Origin of the sequence: Synechococcus sp. UW105 (assembly GCF_900473935.1) — a bacterium.
Taxonomy (GTDB): Bacteria; Cyanobacteriota; Cyanobacteriia; order PCC-6307; family Cyanobiaceae; genus Synechococcus_C.
The window spans coordinates 1-25,611 of sequence record NZ_UCNN01000024.1 but is presented as its reverse complement, the minus strand read 5'-3'; the positions used below and the strand labels follow the sequence as shown (position 1 = coordinate 25,611).

The following is a 25,611-nucleotide window of genomic DNA, read 5'->3' as shown; positions in this document are numbered from 1 at the left end:
GGGCTGTCACAGCCAAATACCCCTTAAGGTTGTCGCATTCGATTGACTGATCTCGGACGGGCCAGCGCTCAAGTTCGGCCACCTGCTTCTGCTCCGGCAGCACACCGTTCCCCATCTCTGCCCTGTCGCAGCGCTTCCATGCGAACCCTTTTTGTTTATCCGGAGTTCCCGAAAACGTTCTGGAGCTACGAAAAGATCCTTGAGCTGGTGAACCGCAAGGTGCTGCTCCCCCCCCTTGGGCTAGCGACTGTGGCTGCACTGCTTCCTCAGGATTGGGAGATGAAGCTGGTTGACCGCAACGTGCGGGAAGTTAGCGAAGCCGAATGGGACTGGGCGGAACTGGTTGTGATCTCAGGCATGATCGTCCAGAAGGACGACATGGAGAAACAGATCTCCATCGCCAAAAGTCGTGGACTGCTTGTCGCTGTTGGCGGTCCTTATGCCAGCTCTACCCCAGACGCACCGGAGATTGCCAAAGCCGATTTCAAAGTGCTGGATGAGGGTGAAATCACCCTGCCTTTGTTTATCGAGGCGATCCAACGCGGAGACACCAGTGGAAGATTCAGCGCAGAAGGCGACAAGCCCGATGTCACAGGCACACCCATTCCACGTTTCGACCTGCTCCAATTGGATGCTTATGACTCCATGAGCGTTCAGTTCTCTCGAGGCTGTCCGTTCAACTGTGAGTTCTGCGACATTATCGTGCTGTATGGCCGAAAGCCACGCACAAAAACTCCTGAGCAGCTTGTAGCTGAGCTTCAGTCGCTGTACGACCTTGGCTGGCGGCGATCCATCTTCTTGGTCGACGACAACTTCATCGGCAACAAACGCAACGCCAAACTGCTACTGCCGCAAATCAAGGCCTGGCAAGAAGAACGGGGTTATCCGTTCAGCTTTGCCACGGAGGCATCCGTCGACCTAGCGGATGACGACGAGATGATGCGAATGATGCACGAGGCTCGCTTCGAAAGCGTCTTCCTCGGCATCGAAACACCAGACGAAGCCAGCCTGGAAACGGCCCGAAAAGTACAGAACACCCGCAATCCACTGGATGCGGCAGTGGATCGAATCACGGCCAATGGCATCCGGGTGATGGCCGGATTCATCATCGGTTTTGATGGCGAGAAAGAAGGGGCCGGACGCCGGATTGTGGACTTCGTCACCCGCACTGGAATACCGGCCGCGATGATGGGAATGCTGCAGGCACTGCCCAATACCGCGCTGTGGCATCGACTGGAAAAAGAAGGGCGCCTGATCCAAGACAAGGATGCCGCCAAAGGGGTCAACCAGACCAACCTTCTCAATTTCGAACCAACCCGTCCGATCCGGGATATTGCCAATGAATACGTCGAGGCGTTCTGCGCTCTCTATGAGCCCAATGCCTACATGGATCGGGTCTATTCCTACTACTTAAAGATGGGAGCACCCCGCTGGAAGGGGTCCACCAAACTTCCAACCCTCACGGATCTTCGCGCTCTCGCGATTGTGATCTGGCGTCAGGGCCTTAAGCGCAATACCCGCAGCCGTTTCTGGCGCTACATGATCGGTATGGCACGAAGCAACCCGGCCATGCTCGAACAGTTCCTTGTGGTGCTTGCCCACAATGAGCATTTCCTCGAGTACCGCTCGATCGTGCAGCAAGAAATTCGTGACCAGCTCGAATCTCTGCCACCTGAAGAGCCGAAAAGCACCCGCGAACTCCAACCCGTCTGATCGAGGTCAACGAGCCAACCGGGTTGCCCTCTCAGTCAGGCTTAGTCCTGCACGTAATCTTCACCGCTCAGCATCGCCTGCTCGGCCCGCTGAAGCTCCCGTCCGAGATAGAGCGCATGGTCTAAGCCGCTGAGGGGGTGAGGGCCCTCCCCCTCGGTGAGTTGAATGCCCATCTGTTTCGCGGTTCGAGAGCGGTAAACAGCTGCTGCAGCTCGAGGAGCACTACCCCGGCACTCCAACACTTCACCGGTCTCAGGATCAGTGGCTCTGCCGCTTTCGTCGACGTCATTCGCGAAGTGCTCAACAACCAACTCAAGGGTCTCCCGGTCCACACGGATGAGGAAATAGCCAGCTGGATCAAGCGCAATGAAGCGCTGAGACAACTGATCATCCAGAGACTGCAGCTCCTTCAGTGGTTCAACCATCTGCATGGATTCAGCCATGGTCACAGGCTACAAATGACAAGGAGGGCGGCTCCACTTTGAAGGGCAGCTCAGCATTAATCGCTTCAATCTCCTCTTCCATCAAGGCATTCGCCCGAGGCAACCACTGGCGGATCAGACCATCCATGGCGGGGTGATACCAACGGTGGAGGCTCGCTAGAGGGCGAGCCACAAAACCACGACGGCGCTTGTGGCTGCCACCCGCTCCAGGATCGAATCGCTGCAGTCCCCTCTTCAGGGCCCAAGCGATCGGGGCGTAGTAACACACCTCGAAATGCAAGCAGTCGATCTCCTCCTCGCTGCCCCAGTAGCGCCCCCACAGCTGCTGATGGTCATGCACGCACAGCGACATCGCCACCGGTTCACGCGCATCGCCGCGATGGGCACTAAAGAGAACCACCCTCTCTCGCATCGCCGGGGATGCCAGCCGATCGAAGAACGAGGCCTCGAGATATTTGCTTCCCCACATCCCCCACCGGGCACAGTGCTGCTCATAAAAACCATGCATGCGCTGGAGCAGGCTGGGATCAAGGTCGGCACCACTGAGTGGTGTGACCCTGAGGCCTGCCTGTTCGACAGCCCGACGTTCGCGCTTGATATTGCGACGCTGATTGGCATTGAAGCCAGCCAGATAGTCCGCGAAGGTCTGCTGACCATCCGCGGTCCAAAGGCTCTGCTGATTGATCCAGGTGGCGCAGCCGGCCGCCTCCGCCAAAGGCTGCCAGGTGGGATCCACATAGAGAAAATTGCAGCTGAGAATGCCATTGCGAGAGGCGAACTGGTCGATCAGCTCCAACATCACGGCCGTGAGTTCCGCAGCGCTCTCGCCTGGGGCGGTATGAAAGCGATAGCCCTGGACCGGGCTCACTGGACTCATCCCCACAAGCTTGGGGTAATAGCGCTCTCCCAGATCGGCAGCCAAACGCGCAAACGCTTGATCAAAAACAAACTCTCCATAGCTATGCCCCTTGAGATAGAGGGGTGCCACGCCGACGAGCTGATCGTCGGAGCGCCACACCGACAGATGCAAAGGCTGCCAACCAAGCTTGGGCACAATGCTGCCCGATTCCTCCAGGGCAACAAGCCAATCCCAGCAATAGAAAGGAGAAACCTCCTCCCCAACCAGCCTCTGCCATTGCTGTTCAGGGATCTCGCTCAGAGAGCGATGCCAACGGGCAGACAGCGCGGTCATGGCCGGCGAAGGCAAGGCGGATGGGGCGACCCTAACGAGCAGGCGCCGGCTGTGACCAGACTGAAACTTTGGCGCCGCTTCCACCGTGAACGGTTTTGCGTCGACCCAGCGTGGCCTTTGGCTCGTGATGCTCCTGCTGCTGGGAGCCGGACCACAGACCGCCCAAGCCGGCCTGCTTCAGCCGCTGCTGGATTTGCTGCGTCCCCGCCTTGAGACACACCTCACACAAAGCTGCACCTCCCTGGTGAGCGAGGCGACCGAAGGGCTGGGCCAAGGATTCAGCACGCTGGCGAAACAGCCCTGCCGGTCTTTGGCCAAACCCGTGAGTGCCTGCTTGATTCGTGAAGCCGGTCGCACCGGCAGAGAACTGGGGGTCCTCACCGAGCTGCTCAGAGGCCGTATCGGCGATGACTCCGAGGTGGTGATCCAGCGCTGTGTGACCTCCCTGATAGGACTGCCAACCACCGAACTGAATCCTGGTCTGCTTCAAACGCTGCTCGAACGCCTGCGCCGATAAAGCACCATCAACTCGTTGCTCTCAAGGGGCATGCACTCCTGCAAACTCCAGGCATCCGCGACAGCCAACGCTGAGGGCAGGCTCTCCTCAGTAAAGGGAATCCAACCGTGGCGCCCTCCGAGCACCCGAGGGGTGAGGGTGAGTTGAAGCTCATCGACTGCATCAGCCAGCAGCAAGGAACTGGTTAGAGACGCTCCTCCCAGGAGGAGAAGACGATGCAATCCCTTTGACGCCAGCCCATCCAGCGTCTGACGCCAGGAATCGGCCATCACATGCACGCGATCAAAGCCGGGAATCAAGCCATCAGGCAGGGAAGGATCGGCAGGGCGCAGAAGCTGTCGTTCAAGCGGCTGATGAAAAAAAGGCCAATCCAGGGGGAACTGCGGCTGCATCCGTGAGGTCACCACCAGCGCGGAGGGTTGGGGGGATCGTCCTGCTGCCAGACGCTGTTGCAGCAGCTCCGGATCATGAATCAGGCAGGTGCAGCGATGGGCCCGCAACGTGCCCGCACCGATCAAACAGCCATCAGCCCAAGCGAGGGCTCGATCGAGCACCTTGCGGTCACCCTCACCACCCAAATGAGCGGCCCCACCCTTCGGCGGGGCTAGACGTCCATCAAGGCTGATGGCCAGCACCAGCCTCAGCTTGTGCGGCATGGTGGAGAGGGGAGGACTCAGGACGCCATGACCGCCTCAAGGGCAGCGGGCTGCATGTCCAGCTGAGGCACTTCGGCATAGACCTCAGCGGCATTGTTTGGACTTTCCTGCAAACGCACCTTGTGGAGATGGGCGCCAATGGCCTGAATCGGTGCCGAGAGGCGGTCAGCAATGTGGAGGGCAATGTTCTCAGCCGTCGGAACGCACTCAGCGAAGAAGGCCACGTCTTTGTTCAAAAACGTGTGATCGAAGGGTTCCACCACCAAATCATCCACCAACCGCTGCAGTGCCGAGAGGTCACAGACCATGCCACTTCGGGGATCGATTGTGCCGCGCACCGTCACATCCACCAAATAGTTGTGACCATGGCCATGGGGACGGGCACACTTGCCATAAATGCGTTCGTTCTCCTCCTGGCTCAATTCCGGGCGCGCCAAACGGTGTGCGGCGGCGAAATGAGTGCGAATCGTCAGGAAGGCGTCCATGGGATGTCCGAGATAGTCGGCCCAAAGGCCCGGTTGTTCGTAGAGACGTAGCGCCGTGATCGGCAGATGCGGGGTAAGACGCTGCCAGATCGACCTCACCAACGCTTCGGTGGTAGGGAGGCAACCAGCAGGTGTGGAAACATCGAACTCTGGCCAAGCCTCATTGAGGAAGCGAAAGTCGAGCTGGCCCGTCACCTCAGTGCGGATCGCGTGCTTCACCTCTGAGAGGTTGAGCACCATGCCATCGGCATCCAGGCCCCCGGCCATGGACACGATCAGCTCGTAGTTGTGACCATGGCCAGGAGCCAGAGCACAGGGTCCGAACCGGGCAGCATTGTCATCTGCACTCAATTCAGGCAGCCAGTAGCGGTGACTGGCACTAAAACAGGCTCTACGGGTGATCACACACCCCCTGCCCTGGCCATGCGTCGCCGTCTGAGGCAAATCTGCGGCACATGCCACAGCTGAGGGTTCAGTCATGGCGTGGTAAGTCCAGTGAGCATCCTAGGGAGTCCCGCGGTGCAACCGACCAAGGCCTGACGCGACTCCACCCTGAACGCCTGCCGCTCACCATGACTGACCAATCCCAGAACGGGCCCCACCCGCTTCGTTCCCGACTGGGGGGACGCAACCTCTACCTGGTGGGGATGATGGGCAGTGGGAAGAGCAGCAGTGGTCGTCCTCTCGCCAAGCAACTCGGTTACGGGTTCGTGGATGCCGACCCGGTGATCGAACAAGTGGCCGGTCGCCCCATCCCCAAGATCTTTGCGGAGGATGGCGAAGCAGGGTTTCGCGCAATCGAATCCCAGGTTCTGCAGGCGATTGGCCAGCGCCATTCCCTGGTGGTGGCCACTGGCGGCGGAGTGGTGACCCGGCCGGAGAACTGGGGAGTTCTGCATCAGGGTGTGGTGATCTGGCTCGCCCCAGACAGGGAGCGCATCCTCAAGCGTCTGGCTAACGACCCCACCAAACGGCCGTTGCTGGAGACCGATGACCCCACGGCCTCCCTTGATGCCCTGCTGAGCAAACGCAACCCCTTCTATGCGGAGGCTGACCTCCATCTCAGCGTTGGCGACCAGTCAGCCGAAGAGGTGGCGGCCATGGTGCTGGAAGCGATTCCAACCATCCTCAGCTCGAACCAGGAGGCTCCAGACGGACCGCAAACCACTGAAGATTGATACCTGGCTGCAGTTCCAGATCACAGGCCGTGTCCAGCAATCGAAGGGCCGCCGCCGCTACCGAGCCCTGTGCATCAAGGTCTTCAGGCAGAGCATCAAGTGAGGTCAGGTGCTGTTCAAGCCATGCCAAGGTGTCGTCGGCACTCAGAAGCTGTTCCGGCTGACCGGGCTCCAGCACCACGTAGTGCTCACAGGCACGGATCAGGGGATCAGACATGGCGCAACGGCTGCTGACCATCATCATCAGCCTGCTCTCGATTCAGGCACTGCTCTTGGTGGATGCCAATCCAGCCTGGGGGGCGGAGGACTGGCTGGATGAGCGACAGCAGGCCTGGCCTCACTGGCAGCTGCCGGCACCATTGCCGCGGCCTCGTCAGCACCAGGACCTGATCTATCCCGAGTGGCTTAGGGGGGAATGGATGGTTGAGAGCACTGATCTGGCCGACCAAAGCAGGCTTGAACATCCGGCTCGCTTCCATACGCTCCATCCGCTGATCGATGGCAAGGCCGACGTGGTCGGAGACCGGCGCTTCAATGCCCGTGCGATCGGCGAAGCCCTTCTCGCTGAGCAACTGCTGTCAGTGGAGCAAGCACCGGAACAGGTCAATCGCCAGCTGGCCCATCTCTCGGACGATCGAACACTGGAAACAACCGTGATCGGTCGTCGGCAGACGTCCACCGATCAAAGGCCCTTTGTGAGCGATGAGCTGGTGCTCCAGATCCTGCATGGCAACGGTCCTCCACGCATTAGCAGGATCGAAACCCTCAGCCGATACAGCCTCTGTGCGGACGACATCAACCTGATCTGTGCCGAGCAATGGCAAGCCCGTTACCCGGGACCGGGAGCCCAGTCGTCCAACCAGGCCTTGAACACAAGCCATTACGAGCTACGGCTCACACGGCAGCAGGATCAGCCTGCAGGAGCTGATCCTCGAGTTGATCCCTCCAACGGAACAGGGATTGCAAACGGGGATGATCACTAAACCCAGGCACCCCTCGACCTGCCAAGGCTTCTCCGGCGGAGGGGGGAAAACGGAGCAAAGACAACTGGGCAGCCACGGCGAGATCTGCAATGGTCAGGCCATCTCCGACCAACCAAGGACTGACGTCAACCGCATCAGACAGTTGAATCAGGCTGGCGAGCATGGCTGAACGTTCCCCCTGATCAACCACCTCACCAAGACCCTGCAGCCATCCACCAGGAAGGGCCCCCACCGTCTGGCGAAGAGGTGCGGGGAGAGCATCAGGTAATAAGGCAGCTAAGAGACTCCCATCCCCTACCGCCGCCTGGGCCAGGGCGACCCTGGCGGCCGCTGCCAGGGTGGTGTCTGCCCAGTCCTCCAGCAGATGGGACTGGGCCCGTTCCCGTGGATTTGCAGGGATCAAACAAGGCGCAGGATGGTGTTGTTCAAGATGCAGTGCAATCGCACTGGAATCGGGCACCACCGTGTCTCCATCCACAAGGACAGGGACCTGACGCTGACCGGAGAGACGAAACACGTCGATTTGGCCCACGCCGGGGGTCACCTCCACGACTCGAAAGCTCAGAGATTTGGCCTGAAGGATCATCCGCACCTTGAGACAAAAGGCTGAATGACGGAACTGATGAAGCTCCAACATGGCCTGCACCAACCAGGGAACGGAAGGGTAGCCATCTGAATCCGACCTTCGCCATCTCCCTGCGAGAGGTTGTCGTCTCTACTCGACAAGGTTTGCGACATCACAGTCGGATCCCGAACGAGAAGAATTCCGAGCAGGTGACAGTTGCAGTTTCATCCCCCAAAAGAATCTGCCAAAGCCAAATGCATCTTTTTGAAAGACAAAATGATTGAGATTGAGACTCTTCACCTCACGAAAACTGTCCCGGGATGAGAGTGAAGCGGCAACAGTTGAAAGATCCAACCCTCAGAGCAGCTTGGGAGTGACCAACCCATGCATTGCCATCCATGACACTGCTGGGCAAGCCTTTTCCCATTCGTCATGTCAAGGCCTCCCCAAAAGGCCTGACATCACATCGATTCATCTCGTTTCTCGAGCAACTCATGCGTCATTTGAACGCCCTAAAATTCGGTTCAGCACCTTGTTGCTTCCGTCTCGCGCGCTTTGTCCTGGGCATGCCAGCCCTCAGCCAAGACTTGCCCACGTTCATTCCACCCAGCCAAACCGACTGCAATAACTGACCATGAGAGATTTTTTCGTCAATGTGACGCGCTATCCGCGTTACCTGATCGCCTTCGGGCTGGGAGTCCTGAATTCTGTCGCCGAACCCTTGGCACGGCGCCGCAGCAATCCGGTCACCGCCGTGGCCCTCATCGGTGCCCTGATCAGCGGCATGATCAGCCTGAGCCTGGTGCTCCGTGCCATGGTGACGCCATCACCTCTGGCTTGATTGGCCATGGCACCGGGACGGCGAGTGGAGCGGGTCGCGGCCCTGATCAGACGCGAAACAAGCGAACTGCTTATCCATGGGATCCGCGATGAGCGCGTGCATCAAGGGATGGTGAGCATCACCGAAGTGGAAGTGAGCGGTGATCTCCAGCACTGCAAAATCTTCGTGAGCATCTACGGCGAGGAGCAGCAGCGACAGCAGGTGCTCGAAGGCCTTCAGGCCGCCAGCGGCTACCTACGCGGAGAACTGGGGCGACGCCTGCAGATGCGCCGTGCGCCGGAGGTCGTTTTCCAGCTGGATCGTGGAATCGAGAAGGGAACCACCGTTCTCAATCTGCTCAACCGCCTTGAGGAGGAACGGGGAGAACGCGGCGCGATCCCAGCCGGCAGTGATGCAGACCCCGAAAGCGGAGCCGAGCAAGGAGCATCGTGACGCTGGGGTCGTTTCCGTCACCAAGCAGCCAGGCACTCACGGACGAAGAACTGCACAGGCGGGTAGCAAGCCTGATCGTTGTTCGGGCCAGTGGACATGCCGGAGACCGACAACGGCGCTACCCCCGCTGGGAGCTCAACAATGCCGACTTGCAGCGGCTTCTCCAATCGGGTGTAGGCGGTGTGATCCTGCTTGGAGGCACTTGCGTGGAACTGCAGCAGCGCTGCCTGCAGCTGCGTGATTGGGCCGGCCGGCCGCTCCTGCTCTGCGCCGATGTCGAAGAGGGGGTCGGCCAGCGATTTGAAGGAGCCTCATGGCTCGTGCCTCCGATGGCCCTCTCCAGCCTGTATGCCTCCGACCCTGCACAAGCCGAGACCCTCGCAGAGCATTACGGCGCCTGCACAGGCCGACAGGCCCGCCAGTGCGGCCTGAACTGGGTGTTGGCACCAGTCGTGGATGTCAACAACAACCCGGACAATCCAGTGATCAATGTGCGGGCCTGGGGGAACGACCCAACGACAGTCTCAAAGCTCACACTCGCCTTCCAACGTGGCCTCAGCAGGGAGGGAGTGCTGGGGTGTGCCAAGCACTTCCCGGGCCATGGGGACACTGCGGTGGATTCGCATCTGCAGCTCCCGGTGCTCCTGCATGACAGGGAACGGCTCGAGCGGATCGAACTGTTGCCCTTTCGGACAAGCATCGCTGCGGGTATCGACAGCGTGATGACTGCCCATCTGGAAATCCCTGCGCTTGATCCCACACGGCCTGCCACCCTCTCGAAGCCGGTCCTCAGTGGACTGCTGCGGCAAGAGCTTGGCTTTGAAGGCCTGATCGTCACCGATGCCCTGGTGATGGAGGCGATCAGAAAGCACTACAGCCCCGGTGAGGCAGCACGTCTCGCCTTCGAGGCAGGGGCTGATTTAATCCTCATGCCTGAGGACGCCGACGCGGCGATCAAAGCGATCTGCTCTGGCCTGCGCTCCGGACGGATCCCTTGGCAGCAGCTCGATGCCAGTTTGGGAAGACGGCAGAAGGCCTTACAGCGCATCAACACTGCAGCTCCTGAACAACAACGCAGCGAGCAAGCCACCCACCAGCTCCTGGCACAGGAAAGCCCAACAGAACGCGCGCTCAGCACCGAACTCGTGGAGCTGACCTGCCAGACCAACGGGGGTCGCATCCAGGCTGCAGCGGCAGGCAAGGGCATCAATCTGATCCGGGTGGATGGGGTGCTGCCCTGCCCTCAACTCCATGCCACGGCTCCAGCCCTCCTGCTGCCTGAACGAGCAGGCTTCAGTCCGTTGATCATCCACCCGATGGCGGTGTCAATCTGGCGGGACGACCAGCCCTCTTCCCCTCTGGCGCTGGAGCGACTGGGGGACGGACCTGTGCTGGTGCAACTGTTTCTGCGCGGTAATCCCTTCCGAGGCGGTCGTGACAAACAAGAACCCTGGGGGGATGCCCTCGCCCAGCTACAACGCGCAGGTCGGCTTGCCGGGGTTGTGATCTACGGAAGTCCATACAGCTGGGAGGCCTTGCGCGCGAGGCTTGAGGCCGGCATTCCGGCCGCCTACAGCCCAGGCCAAATGCCCGATGCCCAGCACTCCGCCCTGAGTCGTCTGATCACACAGCCTGAGGCCACGGGCACAGGGGCAGGGCAGGGTTTCACCGACTGAGATTCAGCCACAGCAAACGCAGCAGAGCCAAGGCGAGGGCCGTAGCCTCAGCGCGAACCGTGAAGCCTCCATGCTCAGCCTCTCGATGATCGTGCGCGATGAGGCCGATCGGATCGAGGCCTGTCTGGCCTCGGTTCGGGGTCTAGCCAACGAGATGGTGGTGGTCGACACCGGCTCAACGGATGACACCGTGCAGCGGGCCGAGGCCGCCGGCGCACGGGTGGAACACATGCCCTGGCCAGGAGATTTCGCACCCGCACGCAATGCGGCACTGGAGCACGTAAAAGGCGACTGGGTGCTGGTCTTGGATGCGGATGAACAGCTCCTACCCGAGGCCATCCCCGCCCTGCAGGAACTGATGACCCAGCCCGATGTGCTGGTGATCAATTTGCTGCGCTACGAGAGGGGTGCGGCCATGGCCCCTTATTCGAGTGTCAGCCGGCTGTTCCGCCGTCATCCACGCCTGCGGTGGAGCCGTCCGTACCACTCAATGATCGACGACAGCGTCGAGGCCCTACTCCGCGATGAGCCCCAGTGGCGCATCGTCAACTGCAGCGCCCCAGCACTGCTCCATGACGGCTATCGCCCCGAGCTTCTCCAGGGCAGTGACAAGGCCCAGCGGCTCCAACAAGCCATGGAGCAATGGCTGAGCGAGCAGCCTGGTGATCCCTATGCCTGCGCCAAGCTGGGCGCCCTTGAGGTGACTGCAGGGAACCGAGATCGAGGCGTCGCTCTGCTGCATCAGGGCCTCGCATCCCTGGGGGAAAGCATGGATCGCACTGCAGAGCGGTATGAGCTACTGCTCCATCTCGCCATGGCGCAGCGCGACGATGATCCCACCACCGCCATCGCCACTTACCAGCAAGCGCTAGATCTGCCGATGGAGCCCCGTCTCAACCTTGGGGCACGCCTCAACCTGGCGGTGCTGCTGATGGAAACCAACCAATTGGAGGAGGCGATCAAGCTCACCACCACCGCCACTGAACAGGCTCCGGAAGTGGCCCTTGGCTGGTACAACCTCGGCCTCATGCAAAGGCGCCTAGGCGACATCGCCGCGGCCATCAACGCCTATACCAAGGCGATTCAGCGCCATCCCAACCACCCTGAATGCCATCAAAATTTGGCGGTGGCACTGCTGATGGGCGGCGACATCGATGGAGCCCGCAACGGCTTCCGGATCGCCCTAGATCTGCTGGAAGCCCAGGGGCGCAACAACGAAGCCAAGGCATTGCGCAGCCAGGTGGAGGGTCTGGTGAAACTGAACGAGGCCGGTCGATGAGCTTGCCACTGCAAGGCCGCACGGTGGTTCTCACCCGAGCCCAGGAGCAGCAGGGCGAAGGGCGCCGGCTCATGGAAGCACTCGGAGCCAGCGTGATCGACCTTCCCGCCCTGGTGATCGGACCACCGGATGAGTGGGGACCGCTCGACGACGCTCTGGCCGAACTGGATGAATTCCACTGGCTGGTGTTTTCCAGCGCCAATGGAGTGAACGCGGTGGAGGAACGACTGCAGAGGCAGGGGGGAAGTCTGTCTGGACGACCCAGCAGCCTCAGACTTGCCGCCGTGGGGCGCAAGACCGCCGCAAGACTGGAAGGGCTGGGTGCGGAGGCGGACTTCGTGCCACCCAACTTCGTTGCTGACAGCCTGATCGAACATTTCCCGATATCTGGCTGGGGGCTGAGGTTGCTGATCCCGCGTGTACAGAGCGGCGGGCGCACCTTGCTGGCAGAAGCCTTCGGGGAAGCAGGCGCACGGGTCGTCGAGGTGGCGGCCTACGAGTCCCGCTGTCCTGAAAGCATCCCGAATGATGCGGCGGCGGCCTTGGAGGCTGGCGAGGTCGCTGCCCTCACCTTCAGCAGTGGCAAGACCGTGATCCACACAGCTCAGCTTCTCGAGGCACGATTCGGCTCCCAATGGTTGACGCGACTGGACACAGCCAAAGTGGTGTCGATTGGTCCGCAGACCAGCAAACGCTGTCTTGAGCTGCTGGGTCGCGTCGATCAGGAAGCGGATCCCCATGACATCCCAGGACTGGTGCAAGCCTGTGTTCAGGCCTTGGATTCCACCAAGCAGACAGGTTCCTGAGCCTTGCCCGCCACCGCATAGGTAAGACAACCGCGCTGCAGATCAATCCTCAGCACGGACCAGTCTTGGGGAAGGATCGCCTTGAGTTCCGATCCACAGCGACCAGAGGGGCCAACGCAAATCGCTCCGGAGATCGCTCCAGAGTCCTTCGGAATGCTGACAAGAGCCTGCAACTGTCCACCAACGGACAGCACACCTTGAAGCCTGATCGGCACCGAACCGGGCTGAGAGGACGAGGCATTGCTAATAGCCCCCCCAGCCAAAGGCGCGAAAGGATCGACCCGTCCCCGGCTCACAGAGTCCTGAACCTGAGCAGGGGTGGGAAGCGGCGTCAGCGTGGCGGGGGGGACTGCAGGAATCGCTGCGATCTGGTTCTCCTCGGGCATGACAGCAGGAGAAGGAGAGCCCAATGGACTGCTGGGAGTCATCAGGGATTCGTCAGGATCCGGGCTGGCACAACCGGCCAGCACCGTGAGCAACACCATCAACAACTGCCGAGACAGCTGATCAGGCCGACACGGTGTAATCGCTTTCCACCAGATCCCGGAATCGGTCAAGGTTCGCCTGGAGTTCCTGGGTAACCATCCCTCCCAAGATGCTCGGTTCCATGAGGGGTGCCAAGACCCCCGGCAATTCGTACGTAACGCTCAGTTTGACGGCGGTACGGTCGTCAGCCTCTGGATAGAAACGCACTGCGCCTTTGGTGGGCAAGCCACCCACCGACTCCCAATGCAACTGCTGAGCCTCCACACGGGTGGTGATCCTTGCCTTCCAACGAAAGCGAAATCCCTGAGCCGCGAGGGTCCAGTCGGTGAGATCAGGGTCATCAAGAGTTTGGACCGATTCAATCCAGCGCATCCAATGCGGCATCGCCTCCAGGTCACTCCACACCGCCCACACCCTGGAGACGGGAGCCCTCACGTCAGTGGTGACGGTGTGTTCAAGCCAACGTCCCATAGATTCAGTTAGGCAACTGCGGCATTGGTGGCCAAGCGAGCCGATCGGCCCAGGATGGCAGCGGCAGCAAGATGCCCGCTCATCGTGGCGCCCTCCATCGAGTCGATGTAGTCCTGACGGGTATAGCTACCCGCCAGGAAGAAATTCCCGATGGGTGTGCTCTGATCTGGGCGGAACGGCTCCATCCCTGGGGCTTCGCGATAAAGCGACTGAGCCAATTTCACCACGTTGCTCCACACCAAAGTGAGGCCTTTGGAGGAGGGAAAGAGTTCACGAACCTGGGCATCGGTGTGGGCCACGATGGCGTCAACCGACTTGGGAATCCAGGGATCTCCGGGGGTGAGAACACACTGCAGTAAGGAACCAAGTTCAGGCTTGCGGTAGTCCTCAGGGCTCGCCAGTGCCAGATCAGCAAAGCAGCTGAAATCAGCATCAGCGGTATAGAGCAAGTTATTCAGACCTGCGGGGGTCGCGAGGTCGCGGCGACGTTTCTCCTCCTGCGCACCGTCCCCTAGTTCCGTCACCCAACCGTCGTAGCGGAGCTGAACAGTGGCGACCGGGACACCCTCCAGGTTGTGAATGGCATCGAACTGGGGAAAGCGGCGCCAGGCCTTTGGCAGCAGCTTCTGGATACCCGGAACATCACAGGCTGCCAGGTAGGCATCAGCCTGGATCTGCCGCTCACCTTCGGGGGTACCAAGGATCAGTCCTGTGACTTCAGGGGTGTCGGCCTCGGTGAACTGCACCTCTTTCACTCGGTGGCGGAGATGAAGCTTGCCGCCACGGGCCTGGATGTAATCCAAGATCGGAGCGGTGAGCCAGCGATGGGGCGACCCCTTGAGCAGATTGAGTTTGGAGGCTTCGGTCTTGGCCGCAAACATCATGAAGATGGTGAGCATGCAGCGAGCCGAGATCGCTTCACAGTCAATGAACCCGAGCGCATAGGCGATCGGATTCCACATGCGACGGATGCTCTCCAGACTGCCGCCGTGGCCCACAAACCAATCCTGGAAGCTGACTGAATCAAGCGCCCGGATCGTGCGCATCGCGCCCTCGTAATCCACCAGACCGCGAACGATCGGGCTCGTTCCGAGGGCCAAGGCATTGCGCAGTTTGTCGATCCAGGTGAGCTGGGGGGTGGTGAAAAACGCCTTCAGCCCATTGAAAGGCGCACCAAGAGCAAAGCGAAAATCGAGCTCGCGCAGATCGCCGCCGCGGTTGCAAAAGAGGTGGGTGTGGTCCTTCGGCAGCAGATTTTGGATGGCGCCAACCTTCCGCATCAGAGCAAAAAGATTGGCGTAGTTGAAGAAAAAAACGTGCAAGCCCATCTCGATGTGATTGCCGTCGTCGTCCTCCCAACTGCCAACCTTGCCGCCCATGAATGGCCTGGCTTCGTACAAATCCACCTGATGGCCGGCATCCACCAGATCAACAGCAGCCGACAATCCGGCAAGACCCGCACCCACGATCGCGACCCGCACCGGCTGCATCCGCCAACAACGAACTGACTCTATGAATTCGGCAGCCATGAACGAGCCTTCATACAGTACGGAGACCGGACTGATCCCACCTCCATGACCGCATCCGTCCCTCCTGCTGGCACCACAGAGACCATCGCCCATACCGCTAAGGACGGCAAAGGCATCCAAATCACCGATCCAGCCATGCAGCAGCTGGCCAAGCTCTGCAACGAACAGGGCCAAAACCAGGTGCTGCGGGTCGGCGTTCGCTCAGGTGGCTGCAGCGGCATGAGCTACACGATGGATTTCGTTCCCAGTTCCGAGATCGAGGAAGGGGATGAGGTGTATGACTACAACGCCACAGATGGTGCAGCGTTTCAAGTGGTGTGTGACCCCAAGAGCCTGCTCTACATCTACGGAATGCAGCTGGACTTCAGCACAGCACTGATCGGCGGCGGGTTCAACTTCACCAACCCCAACGCCAGCCAGACCTGCGGCTGCGGAAGTTCCTTCGCAGTCTGAACCGGCTGCATGGGAATCTGATGGCATTGCAGACGCCAGCGGAACGGTGACCGAAGCGAACGATGAAAGCCTGTTTGAACAGGCAATGGCCCGCTACCAAGACGGTGCTCCAGCCACTGAAGTGCTTGAGGACTTCATCACCATCACCAACGCCGCCCCACGCCAATCGGCGGGGTGGACTTGCCTGGCCTGGCTGCAATTGCTCTGCGATCAGCCAGAAGAAGCGCTGCGATCGGCCCGTTTGGCCGTGAAACTGAATGGTCAGGACCCCCAGGCCCGCATCAACCTGAGCCTGGCAATGCTGGAAACCAAGGCCAAGGGCGTACGCGATCATGTGCAGGTGGTGCAGCAAATCCTGGCCGTAGCGCCGGAGGTCAACCAAGAATTGCAGGCATCCATCGCCGACGGGCTGGTTCGTAAACCGGGCTGGCCAGCACTCATGAAAGTAAAAAACTGGCTGGAGCTCTGAGGTGGCGCGGCTGCTGCTGTTGAGCAACGGTCATGGAGAAGACCTCTCCGGTGCGTTGCTTGGCCAAGCACTGCAACGCTGCGGCCACCAGGTGGATGCCCTGCCGCTTGTTGGCGGAGGCCACCCCTATCGGGATGCAGGCATCCCCTTGATGGCAAACACACGTGAATTCAGCACCGGTGGGCTGGGCTACACCAGCCTGCGGGGCCGTCTCACCGAACTGATCCAAGGTCAGGTGCTGCATCTGCTCCAGTCGTTGCTGCGGCTGATCCGCATCCGCCGCCGCTATGCCCTCGTGGTGGTGATCGGCGATGTGATTCCGGTCATGGCAGCCTGGCTCTGCGGCCGACCAGTGGCGACCTATCTGGTCGCCTATTCCAGCCACTATGAGGGTCGTCTGAATCTGCCCTGGCCCTGTGACAACTGCCTCAGCAGCGGGCGCTTCCTGGCGGTCTACAGCCGCGATCTGCTCAGCGCCGAAGATCTCAGCCGCCAACTCGGCCGGCCAGTGCGCTTTCTTGGCAATCCCTTTATGGATCCAGTGCTGGCTCCGGCAACACCACGACCGCCTCGGCGGCACCGGCTCGCGCTGCTTCCCGGCAGCCGAAGGCCTGAACTTGAGCACAACCTGCTGCTGCTATTACAGGTCATCCAGCGGCTGCCGACCCACCTGTTCAGCAATCAGGAACTGGCGGTGGACCTGGCCCTGATCCGAAGCGTGGACGATGCAGCGCTCCAGGCTCTGATCGCTCCCCATGCCTGGCAGATGCACAGATCGGAGCATCAACTCGCACTCGTCAAAGGACCTTTGCGGGTGGAGGTGCAACGCAGCGCTTTCGCCTCCGTCCTGCAAAACGCCAACCTGGTGATGTCCATGGCAGGAACAGCCGCCGAACAGGCCGTGGGGCTTGCCAAACCGGTGCTTCAAGTCGCAGGCAAAGGGCCACAATTCACCGCCAACTTCGCCGAAGCGCAGCGGAGATTGCTTGGCCCCACCGTGTTCTGTGCAAAGGGAGACAGCGGAGAACCGACCACTCTGGATGCCACGGCAAAGCTCGCACTGGAGCTACTGGAAGGCAGTGAACAAGACAACACCCTGCAGCAACGGTGTCGCCAGCAGGCGGAAGAACGGCTCGGCAGCATGGGGGGAGCCGACCGCATGGCCTCCGCCATTACCGACCTGCTCGCCCCCAGTCAGCCCTCCCTCTCCATCAACCCATGAGTTCCGCCACAGACCAACCCATCTGGAAACTCTGGCTGGACAGGCTGCTGGTGCTCGATGTGTTCGTGGTGCTTGCGGGGGCAGGCTGGTTCGGCATTGCAGTGGTAGCGAGCAGCCAGGGCATCGAAGCGCCGATGCACTCCTTCCAGCAGCTCTGGGATCCACTGTTCACCCCCGCGATCGGGCTCTTAATCGCTGCAGCACTGATCAACGGGATCGCGTCGTGGTGGCAGCGGCGAGGGCCTCAGACAGATCGGGGTAACGGAAGCTAAAACCCAACTGAGCTAAACGCTCTGATCGAACCTGCTGACCATCCAGGACGACGCGAGCACCATCGCCAAGGAGAAGATGCAACACCGGCCCAGGCACGGGAAGCAGGCTCGGTCGTCCCAAGCAACGGCCCAAGGTGGAGGCGAAGGTGGCCATGCTCACCGGCTCAGGTGCGACGCCATTCACCACACCTGACCAACGGCTGTCGGTGAGGGCTCGCAGGATGAGCTGACACAGATCGGTGCGATGAATCCAGCTCATCCACTGTCGTCCTGAACCGATCGGCCCGCCAAAACCGGCGCGGAACACCGGCAGCATCTTGCCCAGTGCTCCACCCTCTGGGGCAAGCACAATGCCGATACGCACGACCACCAGACGGGTGGGATCAGGCCGGCCGCTAGCGGCGGTCTCCCAATCGCGGCAGAGGGTGCCGAGCAGATCATCACCAGCAGGGCTGGATTCCACAAAGGTGGCCTCTGCACTGGTGCCGTAAAAGCCCACTGCAGAAGCATTCACCAACACCGCTGGCGGCTGCTCCAGCCGCTGCATCGCCGAAACCAGATGAGTGGTTGTTGCAAGACGGCTGGTGTTCAGCAGCTGTCGATGAGCCACCGTCCAGCGCTGTTCAGCAATGGGCTCACCAGCCAAATTGACCACACCATCAGCGTTCTCCAGCGCCTGCTGCAGCCCACCACCCTGAGCCCAGTTCGAGGCCTGCGCTGGGTCGAGCTGAAGCCAGTCGTGGCCAAGATCAGTGGCCCAGGCCACGGCCGCCCGTGGCCGGCGGCTCACCACAGTGAGCTGGTGGCCCTCCTGCGAAAGGATGGGGACCAATTCGCGCCCGACCAAACCGGTGCAGCCGAGCAGCAGCAGACGCATGAGGAAGGGGGCGGACGGAGAGGGGCCAGGTTAAGGCGGAGAAGTGGTGTCGGTGACTGCAGCACTGCTCTCGATCGGCAGTGTGAGATTGAGGCGCCTCGCGAGGGGCACCAGACCGAAGCCTTGAATCAACAATCCGTAGAGCACCACCGCCAGCGCCAGGGGAGGCATCTCGACTCCCCATGAGACGCCAGACGCCCAAGCATCGATCGCCAAGGCGATCGGAACGGCACCGCGCAAGCCTGCGGAGGCAACGAACAATCGCTGTTCGGCCGAAAACTCCGTTCGCAGAAGCAAAACCTGCACGATCAAGTAGCGCACCAGCTGCATGATCAGAAACAGCAGCAAGCCCCAGCCGGCGGCATACACCACATTCTGAGGATTCACCACCAAGCCCATGCAAAGGAACAGCAGCAGCTCCGCCATTTTCGCGAAGCTGGCATGGGCTTCCTCCAGCACTTCCTGATCCAGGCTGGGGCCATTGCCTAACACCAAACCAGCGACATAGGCAGCCAACAGCGCACTACCACCAAGCAAAGTCGTGCCGCCGGTGAGCACGAGCAACAAAGCCAGACTCACCACCGGCAGCATCGTGCTGTGGTTCAGGCTGAGCCGACTGCCAAGCAGCTGCACGGTGAGGCTGCCACCCACGAAGCCCAACATCGTGCCCAACAGAAACTGGCGCAACACCGTGATCACCAGTTCCCCCGACGTAAAACCACCGCCGCCTGCTAGAGCCAAAGCGAGTCCCGCCAGCACCACCGCCATCGGGTCGTTGAAGCCCGATTCGATCTCAATCAGATCGAGCAGGGGTTTGGGCAGGCGGCCCTCCAGGGGACGAAGTAACGCCAGCACTGCAGAGGCATCAGTGCTGCCGACCATCGCCCCGACAAACAGAGCTTTAGGCAGCAGGCTCATCCAAACGCTCTGGCCTTCGGCAAGACCAAAACCAAGCAGCACCGCCGCGATCATCAGCGACGTCAACACCACGCCAAGGGTGGCCAGACGGGCTGCCGGGCGGATCACCCGACGAACCTCCGCCCAGTTAGTGGTTAGGCCCCCAAAGAAGAGCACAAGCACCAATGCTGCCTGGGTGATCTGCTTGGCTTGATCCAAAGACAGCAGGGTGGTCGCGCCATCCAGCTTGTTGTCAATCAACAAGCCAAGAAGCAGCACCATCAGCACGCCAGGCATGCGAATCCGTGCGGCCAGATCGTCAAGCAGCACCGCCAGCAACAACAATCCACCGAAGACAAGCAGGTAAATCGCAAGTTGATGGGTCAAGCCTTCGGCCTAGGGCAGATGGGTTGGTTCTAGCCTGGCGGTCTGATCGCCTCCTCTTGATGGCCGAAACCGATACTGCGGCGCCAGCCAAAGCCAAGCCCGTTGCTCTCAAGAAAGGGGCTCTGGTTCGCGTCAAGCGTGAGGCCTACAGCGGCAGCGTCGAGGCAGGAGCCAGCGACCCTATACCGCCCGCCTACATCTTTGAAGGACCGGGCGAGATCCTTGTTGTCAAGGGCGATTACGCCCAGGTGCGCTGGCGCCGTCCAGTGCCAGACGTGTGGCTGAAACTGGCTCAGCTTGAGGCCTTCTCCTGAAGTTGCGTCTCCACGCTCTGCACAGCCTGGGGGATGGACTGCCATGCCGAAGGTAGGCGCCAGATCGCCCCTGCCAGCACGGCGCTGAGATCATCGAGAGCGATCAGTAGAGGTTGATCGCCATGCCGACGGCGGGCTTCAGAGGTGATCGCGGCAGCCTGCCAGGGATTCCATCCCGCCAATGTCACCACAGCCCGGTAAGCACTGGGCCAAGGGCTGGCGGGCAAGGCCTGCTCCAATACTGCAAATTGAGCTGAGGCCTCAACAGGTCGATTAGCGAGCACCGCCAACAAGGCCAGACTCCACCGGGCCTCCAGGTCGTTCGCATCAAGGGCAAGCCTGTGCAAGGCCTCGCGGCGCACCCGGTCTCGGTAGAGGAAATGGCCGTCAAGCATGTGTTCGATTGCCACCGCATTAAACAGGGGATCGAGACCTTCCGGCCCGGCTGCCAAACCAGCGGCGAGGCCGGGGAAGCGATGGGCGAATCCTGGAGCTGCAGCTTGATCACTGCGGCGGCGCCAAAGCGAATAGCTATCGCCACCAGGGCGCGGGAACTGCTGCACCAGCGCAAACACACCGCTGTCTCGTACCGCACGATCCAGCTTGAGCGCACTCTTGCGCACGGAGCCCTGATCCCCTTCCGCAAGCAGAACCCACTGAGCATGGTCAAGCACGGGCTGCAGATCACGGCGACTGCTCCCCAACTGACGCCCCACCAGCTGACCGCCCCGGCGACGGCCGTAATAACTGACGTTGTGCTGATTGAGGTCAGCTGTACTCGGGACCACGATCAGGGTGGTGGGCTCTGCCCCAGGGGTGGCACCACCGGCCCGGCCCACAATCGCTTCCAACGGCCCCGTCGTCCGTTCGTTCAAACGTGCCAACTGGGCTGCTGCCCCTGCTTGGACACTGGCACCAAGCCCCAACAACAACAGCCCCGAAGCCAACCAGGGCGACCGGCGCGGCCAGCGCTGCTCCAGCCACAACCCCCACTGCCACCAGCCCCGTGCCAGCAGCAACAGCAGCGGCGGCAGCAGAGGAGCGATATAGCGGTCGTCCTTATTGGGACTCAAGCCTGTGAACACCCAACCAACAACCAAACTGATCAGCAACCAGCGCCAGGCCAAGGAATCATCCTGACCAAGCGTCATCAACCGATCTGAAGGATGGCGGCGCCCCTGCCAGTGCCACCAGAACCAAAGCAGCAAGCCCGCCAGGCCCACTGCAAGCATCACAACCCCCAGCTGAGCGGGCAGCAAGCGGGGGTACCAAAGCCAGCCCTGCACCGACCAAGGGCCTGGATCTCCCTCCCGCGCGGCCGATTCAAGGACGGCCCGATTGGTGCCACCCAGGGTGGTGATCCAGTTGTGCTGCAGCCAGGGGAAGAGACCGATCAAGATCACACCCGCACCAACCAGCAACTGCAAGCGGCGGCCATGACCACGGCATAGGGCCTGCACAGCCACCCAGGCCAGCACAGGCAGCAGCACCAGCAGAGCGCTCTGCTTCACCAGCAAAGCCAACAAACAAGCCAGGGCCGCAAGCAACGCCTGCATCCAGCTCCCACCGGTCTTGGGATTCCACCAACAGCCCAGCCGCCAGAGGGCGAGAGTCACCGTTGCCGTCAGTGGCAGCTCCAGCACGTAGTCACTGCGCAACTCAAGCAGGGCTGGTGCAAGTGCCACCAGTGCTGCTGCAAGCAGCGCGAAGCCCCGCGCCATGGCACGGGGGCGCCGTAGCTCCAGAGCCCAGGCCGTCACTGCCAGCAACAACACCCCGTGCCAGAGACTGAGGCTCCAGGCCGCCTGCACCGGTGAATCACCGGCCACAGCCATCACCGTGCCATTCACCAGCGACGCCAACGGCGGAATCTTGGGAGAAAGATCCAGCAGTGCCGCCCACCCCTGCCAGCCGCCACCGGGCAGCAGCCCCAAGGCCCGGCCATGGTCGAGAGCGCTGTTGAGATAGTCGGCCTGATCCCAGGCAGGGATGCCGTCAAACCAAATCCACCACCCACGATCTGCGGCAGTGGAAAGCAGCCAGAGCAACAACAACAACAACCGGAACGGCCAGACAGCCATCAAGTGATCTCCAGACGTCGACGTTCCTGCTGCAGACGGTGACGACGTTGCTTGGCCTCTCGCAGCATCTCGCGGCCGTCGTGGAGGTAGTTATCCACGTACCCCATCGTGTATCGCTCAAGCTCGGTGATCGCATCCTCAACCTGAGAGAGGCAGTGATAGAGGCTCAAACCAAAACCGCGAACGGATGCCGGCACCGGCAGGGACTGATAGAGCGTCTTCACCTTCTCCAGCTTCTGCTGACTCGTTTCGATGTAGGCACAGAAGGCCTCCATCAGTGTGTCGTCATAGGGATCTGCAGACAGTGCCCGCAACTGATCAGGAAAAGGATTGATCACCTGTGACAGCAGACGATCGATCGGGGCATACACCCGCTGCAGCCACTGCACGATTGCATCATCGGCAGCTGCTCCCTGACCACTGGCGGCACGGGCGGCACTGCTGGCTTGGGCATTGCGGGCCCCACGGCGACGGGCCTCCTCGCATCCCTGCACACGATCACGCTCGAACTGACGACGGCGCTCGGCATCCCCCAGCACTTCCCAAGCAGCGTTGAGCTCCAGGATCCGCTCGCTATCGCCACCTGCATCGGGGTGGTGCTGCTTCACCAAACGGCGATAGGCAGCCTTGATCTCAGCTTGACTCGCCTGGCTCGACACCTCGAGGACGGCATAGGGATCCCCACGCCCCGCCTGCTGTGATCCGGTGGGACTCACAGGTGAGCGTCCCGACGGGGCGGCAGCGGCGCCGCTGAACTGAACATCGGCGTTGAGAGATAGCGTTCACCAAAACTGGCCAGGATCACCACGATCCGGCGTCCCTGCAACTCCGGACGCTGGCCAAGCTTCAGAGCAGCGGCAATGGCAGCACCGCTACTCACCCCACTGAGTAGCCCCTCCTCACGGGCGAGCCTTCGGCCCATCACCATGGCCTCCTCATCGCTAATCGCCATCACCTCATCGATCAACTCCCTCTCCAACACTGGGGGAACAAAGCCTGCACCGATGCCCTGAATGCGATGGGGGCCTGGGGAATGACCGCTGAGCACGGCACTACCAGCGGGCTCGACTGCCACCACCTTGAGAGCGGGATGACGTGCCTTCAGCAAGCGACCACAGCCCGTGATGGTGCCACCGGTCCCTACTCCCGCTACGAGCACATCGAGATTCCCATCGGTATCGGCCCAGATCTCCTCTGCGGTGGTTCGCTCGTGAATCGCCGGATTGGCAGCATTACAGAACTGCTGAAGCAGATAGGCGTCTGGGATCTCCTCAACCAGCTCCCGTGCCAAGTCGATCGCCCCCTGAATCCCCTCATCGCCTGATGTGAGTTGCAGCTCAGCGCCATAAGCGCGCAACATCGCCCTGCGTTCGGTGCTCATCGTGTCGGGCATGGTGAGAATCAAGCGATACCCACGCGCCGCAGCCACCATGGCCAGGGCAATCCCGGTGTTACCGCTCGTGGGCTCCACCAGCACCGTGCGACCAGGCGTGATCGTGCCCTCCTCCTCGGCGGCTTGAACCATCGCCCCTGCAATCCGATCTTTCACCGACGCCGTGGGATTGAAGCTCTCCAGCTTGGCCACCACTTCCGCCCCACAGCCACTGGCCGCCGGCAGACGGTTGAGGCGCACCAGCGGCGTGCGGCCCACAAGGGCCGTGATATCGGCTGCGATCACCATGCCGTTATCCAAACAGACCAGACCCCTGATCTGCAGGAATGAATGGCCAGCTCAATATAGGAAGCGAAAGCAGATGCTTCGTGTTGGCAGACTGCGCAAAAACCAGGCTCAATCTGTGATGAAGGGCAAAAAAGATCTGGCCTGATGTAGATGGCACGCTGGGCAGGGATGAGCTGCAATCAACAGAAACTTTGCGGAAACAAAGCAAAGCCAATCTGGCTTTGCAGCCATCAAAAAGCCCTCCAAAAGGAGGGCTAAATGATGAGGAGTCATGAGGTGGAATCCCACCAAACGAGGGATTCCACTTACAACATCAGATCAGAACTTGAAGGTGGTCTGAACCAAACCACCAAACACATTGAACTGACCGTCATAGCCGCCGCCGCCTTTCTTCACCAGGTTGTTGGTGTACTGACCCATCGGGCGGGACAGATAGAAGACAGAAGGAGTGATGGCGATGTTATCGGTCACCTTGAAGTTGTAGTACCACTCGAAGACATAATTGCCATCGAAAGGCGTTTCACTGCAGGTGCCGGCTTTCTTAGAGGCCTTGGAACAGTCCTTCACACTGGTGGCGAAGGTGGGCTGACCAACAGCAAAGCCCATGTCGTTGCCTTGGAGGAACACATCCTCCCACTTCAGACCAACCATCCAGCTCTGGGTATCCACTGGGGAGCCCTCGACCAGCCGATCAGCGCTGACGTTATTCAAGGCCCAACCAGCTGAAATCGATGGGATCCAGCCAGCTTCATCGGGCTGCCAGTAGGCGTTCAGCGCATAGCTATTAGAACTACTGTCGAAACGCTTGAGCTTACCTTGCTCGTTTTTAGCGACACAGTTGTTGTTCCAAGTGTTGTTCTTGGCAAACTCGGTGCCGCGTCGCAGGCCATTGCCGCTGTCGCACTGGCCGTAGCGATAACCGAAGGCAAGACCCCACTCAGGACCGGCATAGCCAAGCTGAGCCAACAGGCTCGCCTCGGAGTTGTCGGTCATGAAGCCGCCTTTGCGGGCATTGGAGTCGTTGCCGTTTTTGTCATCAGCGACGTAGTTGACCGACACGCTGAAGGCGTTGTCGCCCTTGTTCACCTTTTGCTTCCAATAAGCACCGATGAGCTGACCGGTCTCCTTGTTGTAAACACCACTGGTGCCCATCAGAGCAGTCCAGTCAAGGATCTTGGCGCCACCTTTGTTGTACACAGAGGGCCAAACAGCCAGCGACTCGGTGTTACGGGCGATCGCACCGGCAATCACGGTGAACTCTTTACCAACCGGGAACTTGTAGAACAAACGATCAAGCATCACCGCATTGCTCGTGCCGCCAGCACCAGAATCGGTCGCGACATCGAGAGCCGCCAGGTTGACGCCAGCTCCAGAAAAAGCGTTCGACTTTTTGACGAAGTTACCGGCACGCAGACGGGCACGCAGCTTGTCTTTACCGGTGAAGCTGGTGTCAAAGACGAGGCGCTGGTCGTAGTTAAAGGTGAACGCCCCGAAATTGCGGTTGTAGGCATCGGCGCCGCCCTTCGTTCCTTTCTTATCGAAGGCGTTCGTATCGCGTACAGCACCTCGGTAAAACTTGTAGCCGCTATCACCGCCAGCGCTGGTGGCGCCCATCACGAAGGTGGTCTTGCCCTTCAGCTTGGTGGTGGTGGAGAACTGGGTGGCTTCCAGTTCGCCAACGCGAGCTTCCAGACCGTCAACGCGGC

At 60.7% G+C, this 25,611-nt stretch carries 29 protein-coding genes; 14 read left to right on the top strand and 15 right to left on the bottom strand.

Annotated features, from left to right (window positions below; all coding sequences use genetic code 11):
- The first annotated feature begins 138 nt into the window (after window positions 1-138).
- Entirely contained in the window at window positions 139-1,713 is a 1,575-nt protein-coding gene (locus DXY16_RS10220) for a B12-binding domain-containing radical SAM protein (protein WP_115121126.1), read from the top strand.
- A gap of 41 nt (window positions 1,714-1,754) precedes the next feature.
- On the opposite strand, the gene DXY16_RS10215 is transcribed toward DXY16_RS10220, so the two are convergent.
- Window positions 1,755-2,138, bottom strand: a complete 384-nt coding sequence (locus DXY16_RS10215; RefSeq protein ID WP_244281651.1) for a DUF4346 domain-containing protein — start codon at window positions 2,136-2,138, stop codon at window positions 1,755-1,757.
- A 10-nt stretch (window positions 2,139-2,148) separates the two neighbouring features.
- Window positions 2,149-3,348, bottom strand: a complete 1,200-nt coding sequence (locus DXY16_RS10210; RefSeq protein WP_115121124.1) for a GNAT family N-acetyltransferase — start codon at window positions 3,346-3,348, stop codon at window positions 2,149-2,151.
- A gap of 85 nt (window positions 3,349-3,433) precedes the next feature.
- Between DXY16_RS10210 and DXY16_RS10205 the strand changes: the two genes are divergently transcribed.
- On the top strand, window positions 3,434-3,865 hold the full coding sequence (locus DXY16_RS10205; RefSeq protein ID WP_244281650.1) for a hypothetical protein: 432 nt from the start codon (window positions 3,434-3,436) through the stop codon (window positions 3,863-3,865).
- On the opposite strand, the gene DXY16_RS10200 is transcribed toward DXY16_RS10205, so the two are convergent.
- Complete coding sequence (locus tag DXY16_RS10200; protein WP_115121123.1) at window positions 3,835-4,521, bottom strand: dihydrofolate reductase family protein; 687 nt, start codon at window positions 4,519-4,521, stop codon at window positions 3,835-3,837. The genes DXY16_RS10205 and DXY16_RS10200 overlap by 31 nt on opposite strands.
- A 17-nt stretch (window positions 4,522-4,538) precedes the next feature.
- Entirely contained in the window at window positions 4,539-5,486 is a 948-nt protein-coding gene (locus tag DXY16_RS10195) for a 6-carboxytetrahydropterin synthase (protein ID WP_115017737.1), read from the bottom strand.
- Between the two features lie 92 nt (window positions 5,487-5,578).
- Between DXY16_RS10195 and DXY16_RS10190 the strand changes: the two genes are divergently transcribed.
- Complete coding sequence (locus DXY16_RS10190) at window positions 5,579-6,184, top strand: shikimate kinase (protein ID WP_115121122.1); 606 nt, start codon at window positions 5,579-5,581, stop codon at window positions 6,182-6,184.
- Here DXY16_RS10190 and DXY16_RS10185 read toward each other — a convergent pair.
- Window positions 6,135-6,401: a chlororespiratory reduction protein 7 gene (locus tag DXY16_RS10185; protein WP_115017731.1), complete on the bottom strand. Its 267-nt coding sequence runs from the start codon at window positions 6,399-6,401 to the stop codon at window positions 6,135-6,137. The genes DXY16_RS10190 and DXY16_RS10185 overlap by 50 nt on opposite strands.
- Between DXY16_RS10185 and DXY16_RS10180 the strand changes: the two genes are divergently transcribed.
- A complete protein-coding gene (locus tag DXY16_RS10180; protein WP_115121121.1) occupies window positions 6,400-7,167 on the top strand; it encodes a DUF6816 family protein in 768 nt (255 codons plus the stop codon). The two genes, DXY16_RS10185 and DXY16_RS10180, sit on opposite strands and share 2 nt — an antisense overlap.
- Here DXY16_RS10180 and DXY16_RS10175 read toward each other — a convergent pair.
- A complete protein-coding gene (locus DXY16_RS10175; RefSeq protein ID WP_115121139.1) occupies window positions 7,079-7,804 on the bottom strand; it encodes a glutathione S-transferase family protein in 726 nt (241 codons plus the stop codon). The genes DXY16_RS10180 and DXY16_RS10175 overlap by 89 nt on opposite strands.
- Window positions 7,805-8,366: 562 nt before the next feature.
- Between DXY16_RS10175 and DXY16_RS10165 the strand changes: the two genes are divergently transcribed.
- The 5 genes from DXY16_RS10165 (at window position 8,367) to DXY16_RS10145 (ending at window position 12,766) form a co-directional block, all read left to right on the top strand.
- Complete coding sequence (locus DXY16_RS10165) at window positions 8,367-8,573, top strand: DUF751 family protein (RefSeq protein ID WP_115017726.1); 207 nt, start codon at window positions 8,367-8,369, stop codon at window positions 8,571-8,573.
- A 6-nt stretch (window positions 8,574-8,579) separates the two neighbouring features.
- Window positions 8,580-9,005, top strand: coding sequence for a 30S ribosome-binding factor RbfA (gene rbfA / locus DXY16_RS10160; RefSeq protein WP_115017802.1), 426 nt, complete (start codon window positions 8,580-8,582; stop codon window positions 9,003-9,005).
- A 2-nt stretch (window positions 9,006-9,007) separates the two neighbouring features.
- Window positions 9,008-10,681, top strand: a complete 1,674-nt coding sequence (locus DXY16_RS10155) for a glycoside hydrolase family 3 N-terminal domain-containing protein (protein WP_115121138.1) — start codon at window positions 9,008-9,010, stop codon at window positions 10,679-10,681.
- A 70-nt stretch (window positions 10,682-10,751) separates the two neighbouring features.
- The gene (locus DXY16_RS10150; RefSeq protein ID WP_115121119.1) at window positions 10,752-11,960 is read left to right on the top strand and encodes a glycosyltransferase family 2 protein; all 1,209 of its coding nucleotides are present in this window, start codon (window positions 10,752-10,754) and stop codon (window positions 11,958-11,960) included.
- Window positions 11,957-12,766 (top strand): uroporphyrinogen-III synthase, encoded by an 810-nt coding sequence (locus DXY16_RS10145; protein WP_115121118.1) that lies wholly within the window; start codon window positions 11,957-11,959, stop codon window positions 12,764-12,766. The genes DXY16_RS10150 and DXY16_RS10145 overlap by 4 nt, the downstream gene beginning before the upstream one ends.
- Here DXY16_RS10145 and DXY16_RS10140 read toward each other — a convergent pair.
- Genes DXY16_RS10140 through zds form a run of 3 tightly spaced genes read right to left on the bottom strand, consistent with a single transcriptional unit; the run spans window position 12,730 to window position 15,204 of the window.
- A complete protein-coding gene (locus DXY16_RS10140; protein ID WP_137007085.1) occupies window positions 12,730-13,323 on the bottom strand; it encodes a hypothetical protein in 594 nt (197 codons plus the stop codon). The two genes, DXY16_RS10145 and DXY16_RS10140, sit on opposite strands and share 37 nt — an antisense overlap.
- The gene (locus DXY16_RS10135; protein WP_115121116.1) at window positions 13,274-13,723 is read right to left on the bottom strand and encodes an SRPBCC family protein; all 450 of its coding nucleotides are present in this window, start codon (window positions 13,721-13,723) and stop codon (window positions 13,274-13,276) included. Before DXY16_RS10135 ends, DXY16_RS10140 begins: the two co-directional genes overlap by 50 nt.
- An 8-nt stretch (window positions 13,724-13,731) precedes the next feature.
- Window positions 13,732-15,204: a 9,9'-di-cis-zeta-carotene desaturase gene (zds, locus tag DXY16_RS10130; RefSeq protein ID WP_115121137.1), complete on the bottom strand. Its 1,473-nt coding sequence runs from the start codon at window positions 15,202-15,204 to the stop codon at window positions 13,732-13,734.
- Window positions 15,205-15,297: 93 nt separating this feature from the next.
- On the opposite strand from zds, the gene DXY16_RS10125 reads away from it, so the two are divergent.
- The 4 genes from DXY16_RS10125 (at window position 15,298) to DXY16_RS10110 (ending at window position 17,668) form a co-directional block, all read left to right on the top strand.
- Complete coding sequence (locus tag DXY16_RS10125; protein WP_115121115.1) at window positions 15,298-15,705, top strand: iron-sulfur cluster assembly accessory protein; 408 nt, start codon at window positions 15,298-15,300, stop codon at window positions 15,703-15,705.
- Window positions 15,706-15,790: 85 nt separating this feature from the next.
- Entirely contained in the window at window positions 15,791-16,174 is a 384-nt protein-coding gene (locus tag DXY16_RS10120; protein ID WP_115121136.1) for a hypothetical protein, read from the top strand.
- 1 nt (window position 16,175) lies between these two features.
- Complete coding sequence (locus DXY16_RS10115; protein ID WP_115121114.1) at window positions 16,176-17,396, top strand: lipid-A-disaccharide synthase-related protein; 1,221 nt, start codon at window positions 16,176-16,178, stop codon at window positions 17,394-17,396.
- Window positions 17,393-17,668 carry a hypothetical protein gene (locus DXY16_RS10110; RefSeq protein ID WP_115121113.1) on the top strand — a complete coding sequence of 92 codons (276 nt, stop codon included), beginning with the start codon at window positions 17,393-17,395 and terminating at the stop codon, window positions 17,666-17,668. Before DXY16_RS10115 ends, DXY16_RS10110 begins: the two co-directional genes overlap by 4 nt.
- Here DXY16_RS10110 and DXY16_RS10105 read toward each other — a convergent pair.
- Both DXY16_RS10105 and DXY16_RS10100 read right to left on the bottom strand, forming a co-directional pair.
- On the bottom strand, window positions 17,604-18,545 hold the full coding sequence (locus DXY16_RS10105; protein WP_115121112.1) for a TIGR01777 family oxidoreductase: 942 nt from the start codon (window positions 18,543-18,545) through the stop codon (window positions 17,604-17,606). The genes DXY16_RS10110 and DXY16_RS10105 overlap by 65 nt on opposite strands.
- A 30-nt stretch (window positions 18,546-18,575) precedes the next feature.
- Entirely contained in the window at window positions 18,576-19,829 is a 1,254-nt protein-coding gene (locus DXY16_RS10100) for a cation:proton antiporter (protein ID WP_115121111.1), read from the bottom strand.
- A gap of 59 nt (window positions 19,830-19,888) precedes the next feature.
- Between DXY16_RS10100 and DXY16_RS10095 the strand changes: the two genes are divergently transcribed.
- Window positions 19,889-20,143, top strand: coding sequence for an NAD(P)H-quinone oxidoreductase subunit O (locus DXY16_RS10095; protein ID WP_115121135.1), 255 nt, complete (start codon window positions 19,889-19,891; stop codon window positions 20,141-20,143).
- Here the strand turns inward: DXY16_RS10095 and DXY16_RS10090 are convergent.
- The 4 genes from DXY16_RS10090 to DXY16_RS10075 all read right to left on the bottom strand — a co-directional run.
- Complete coding sequence (locus DXY16_RS10090; protein ID WP_115121110.1) at window positions 20,122-22,224, bottom strand: phospholipid carrier-dependent glycosyltransferase; 2,103 nt, start codon at window positions 22,222-22,224, stop codon at window positions 20,122-20,124. The genes DXY16_RS10095 and DXY16_RS10090 overlap by 22 nt on opposite strands.
- Window positions 22,224-22,940 (bottom strand): J domain-containing protein, encoded by a 717-nt coding sequence (locus DXY16_RS10085; RefSeq protein ID WP_115121109.1) that lies wholly within the window; start codon window positions 22,938-22,940, stop codon window positions 22,224-22,226. The genes DXY16_RS10090 and DXY16_RS10085 overlap by 1 nt, the downstream gene beginning before the upstream one ends.
- Complete coding sequence (cysK, locus tag DXY16_RS10080) at window positions 22,937-23,905, bottom strand: cysteine synthase A (RefSeq protein ID WP_115121108.1); 969 nt, start codon at window positions 23,903-23,905, stop codon at window positions 22,937-22,939. The genes DXY16_RS10085 and cysK overlap by 4 nt, the downstream gene beginning before the upstream one ends.
- A gap of 318 nt (window positions 23,906-24,223) precedes the next feature.
- Window positions 24,224-25,611: iron uptake porin (locus DXY16_RS10075; protein ID WP_115121107.1), on the bottom strand; the 1,388-nt coding region annotated here is incomplete at its 5' end.

Coding starts and splice junctions, on each gene's coding strand:
- DXY16_RS10185 (WP_115017731.1), bottom strand. CDS start 6,401: ATGTCTGATCCCCTGATCCGTGCCTGTGAGCACTACGTGGTGCTGGAG.
- DXY16_RS10210 (WP_115121124.1), bottom strand. CDS start 3,348: ATGACCGCGCTGTCTGCCCGTTGGCATCGCTCTCTGAGCGAGATCCCT.
- DXY16_RS10165 (WP_115017726.1), top strand. CDS start 8,367: ATGAGAGATTTTTTCGTCAATGTGACGCGCTATCCGCGTTACCTGATC.
- rbfA (WP_115017802.1), top strand. CDS start 8,580: ATGGCACCGGGACGGCGAGTGGAGCGGGTCGCGGCCCTGATCAGACGC.
- DXY16_RS10095 (WP_115121135.1), top strand. CDS start 19,889: ATGGCCGAAACCGATACTGCGGCGCCAGCCAAAGCCAAGCCCGTTGCT.
- DXY16_RS10120 (WP_115121136.1), top strand. CDS start 15,791: ATGGCCCGCTACCAAGACGGTGCTCCAGCCACTGAAGTGCTTGAGGAC.
- DXY16_RS10090 (WP_115121110.1), bottom strand. CDS start 22,224: ATGGCTGTCTGGCCGTTCCGGTTGTTGTTGTTGTTGCTCTGGCTGCTT.
- DXY16_RS10215 (WP_244281651.1), bottom strand. CDS start 2,138: ATGGTTGAACCACTGAAGGAGCTGCAGTCTCTGGATGATCAGTTGTCT.
- DXY16_RS10175 (WP_115121139.1), bottom strand. CDS start 7,804: ATGTTGGAGCTTCATCAGTTCCGTCATTCAGCCTTTTGTCTCAAGGTG.
- DXY16_RS10220 (WP_115121126.1), top strand. CDS start 139: ATGCGAACCCTTTTTGTTTATCCGGAGTTCCCGAAAACGTTCTGGAGC.
- DXY16_RS10190 (WP_115121122.1), top strand. CDS start 5,579: ATGACTGACCAATCCCAGAACGGGCCCCACCCGCTTCGTTCCCGACTG.
- DXY16_RS10195 (WP_115017737.1), bottom strand. CDS start 5,486: ATGACTGAACCCTCAGCTGTGGCATGTGCCGCAGATTTGCCTCAGACG.
- DXY16_RS10200 (WP_115121123.1), bottom strand. CDS start 4,521: ATGCCGCACAAGCTGAGGCTGGTGCTGGCCATCAGCCTTGATGGACGT.
- DXY16_RS10110 (WP_115121113.1), top strand. CDS start 17,393: ATGAGTTCCGCCACAGACCAACCCATCTGGAAACTCTGGCTGGACAGG.
- DXY16_RS10105 (WP_115121112.1), bottom strand. CDS start 18,545: ATGCGTCTGCTGCTGCTCGGCTGCACCGGTTTGGTCGGGCGCGAATTG.
- DXY16_RS10135 (WP_115121116.1), bottom strand. CDS start 13,723: ATGGGACGTTGGCTTGAACACACCGTCACCACTGACGTGAGGGCTCCC.
- DXY16_RS10180 (WP_115121121.1), top strand. CDS start 6,400: ATGGCGCAACGGCTGCTGACCATCATCATCAGCCTGCTCTCGATTCAG.
- DXY16_RS10145 (WP_115121118.1), top strand. CDS start 11,957: ATGAGCTTGCCACTGCAAGGCCGCACGGTGGTTCTCACCCGAGCCCAG.
- DXY16_RS10150 (WP_115121119.1), top strand. CDS start 10,752: ATGCTCAGCCTCTCGATGATCGTGCGCGATGAGGCCGATCGGATCGAG.
- DXY16_RS10125 (WP_115121115.1), top strand. CDS start 15,298: ATGACCGCATCCGTCCCTCCTGCTGGCACCACAGAGACCATCGCCCAT.
- cysK (WP_115121108.1), bottom strand. CDS start 23,905: ATGGTGATCGCAGCCGATATCACGGCCCTTGTGGGCCGCACGCCGCTG.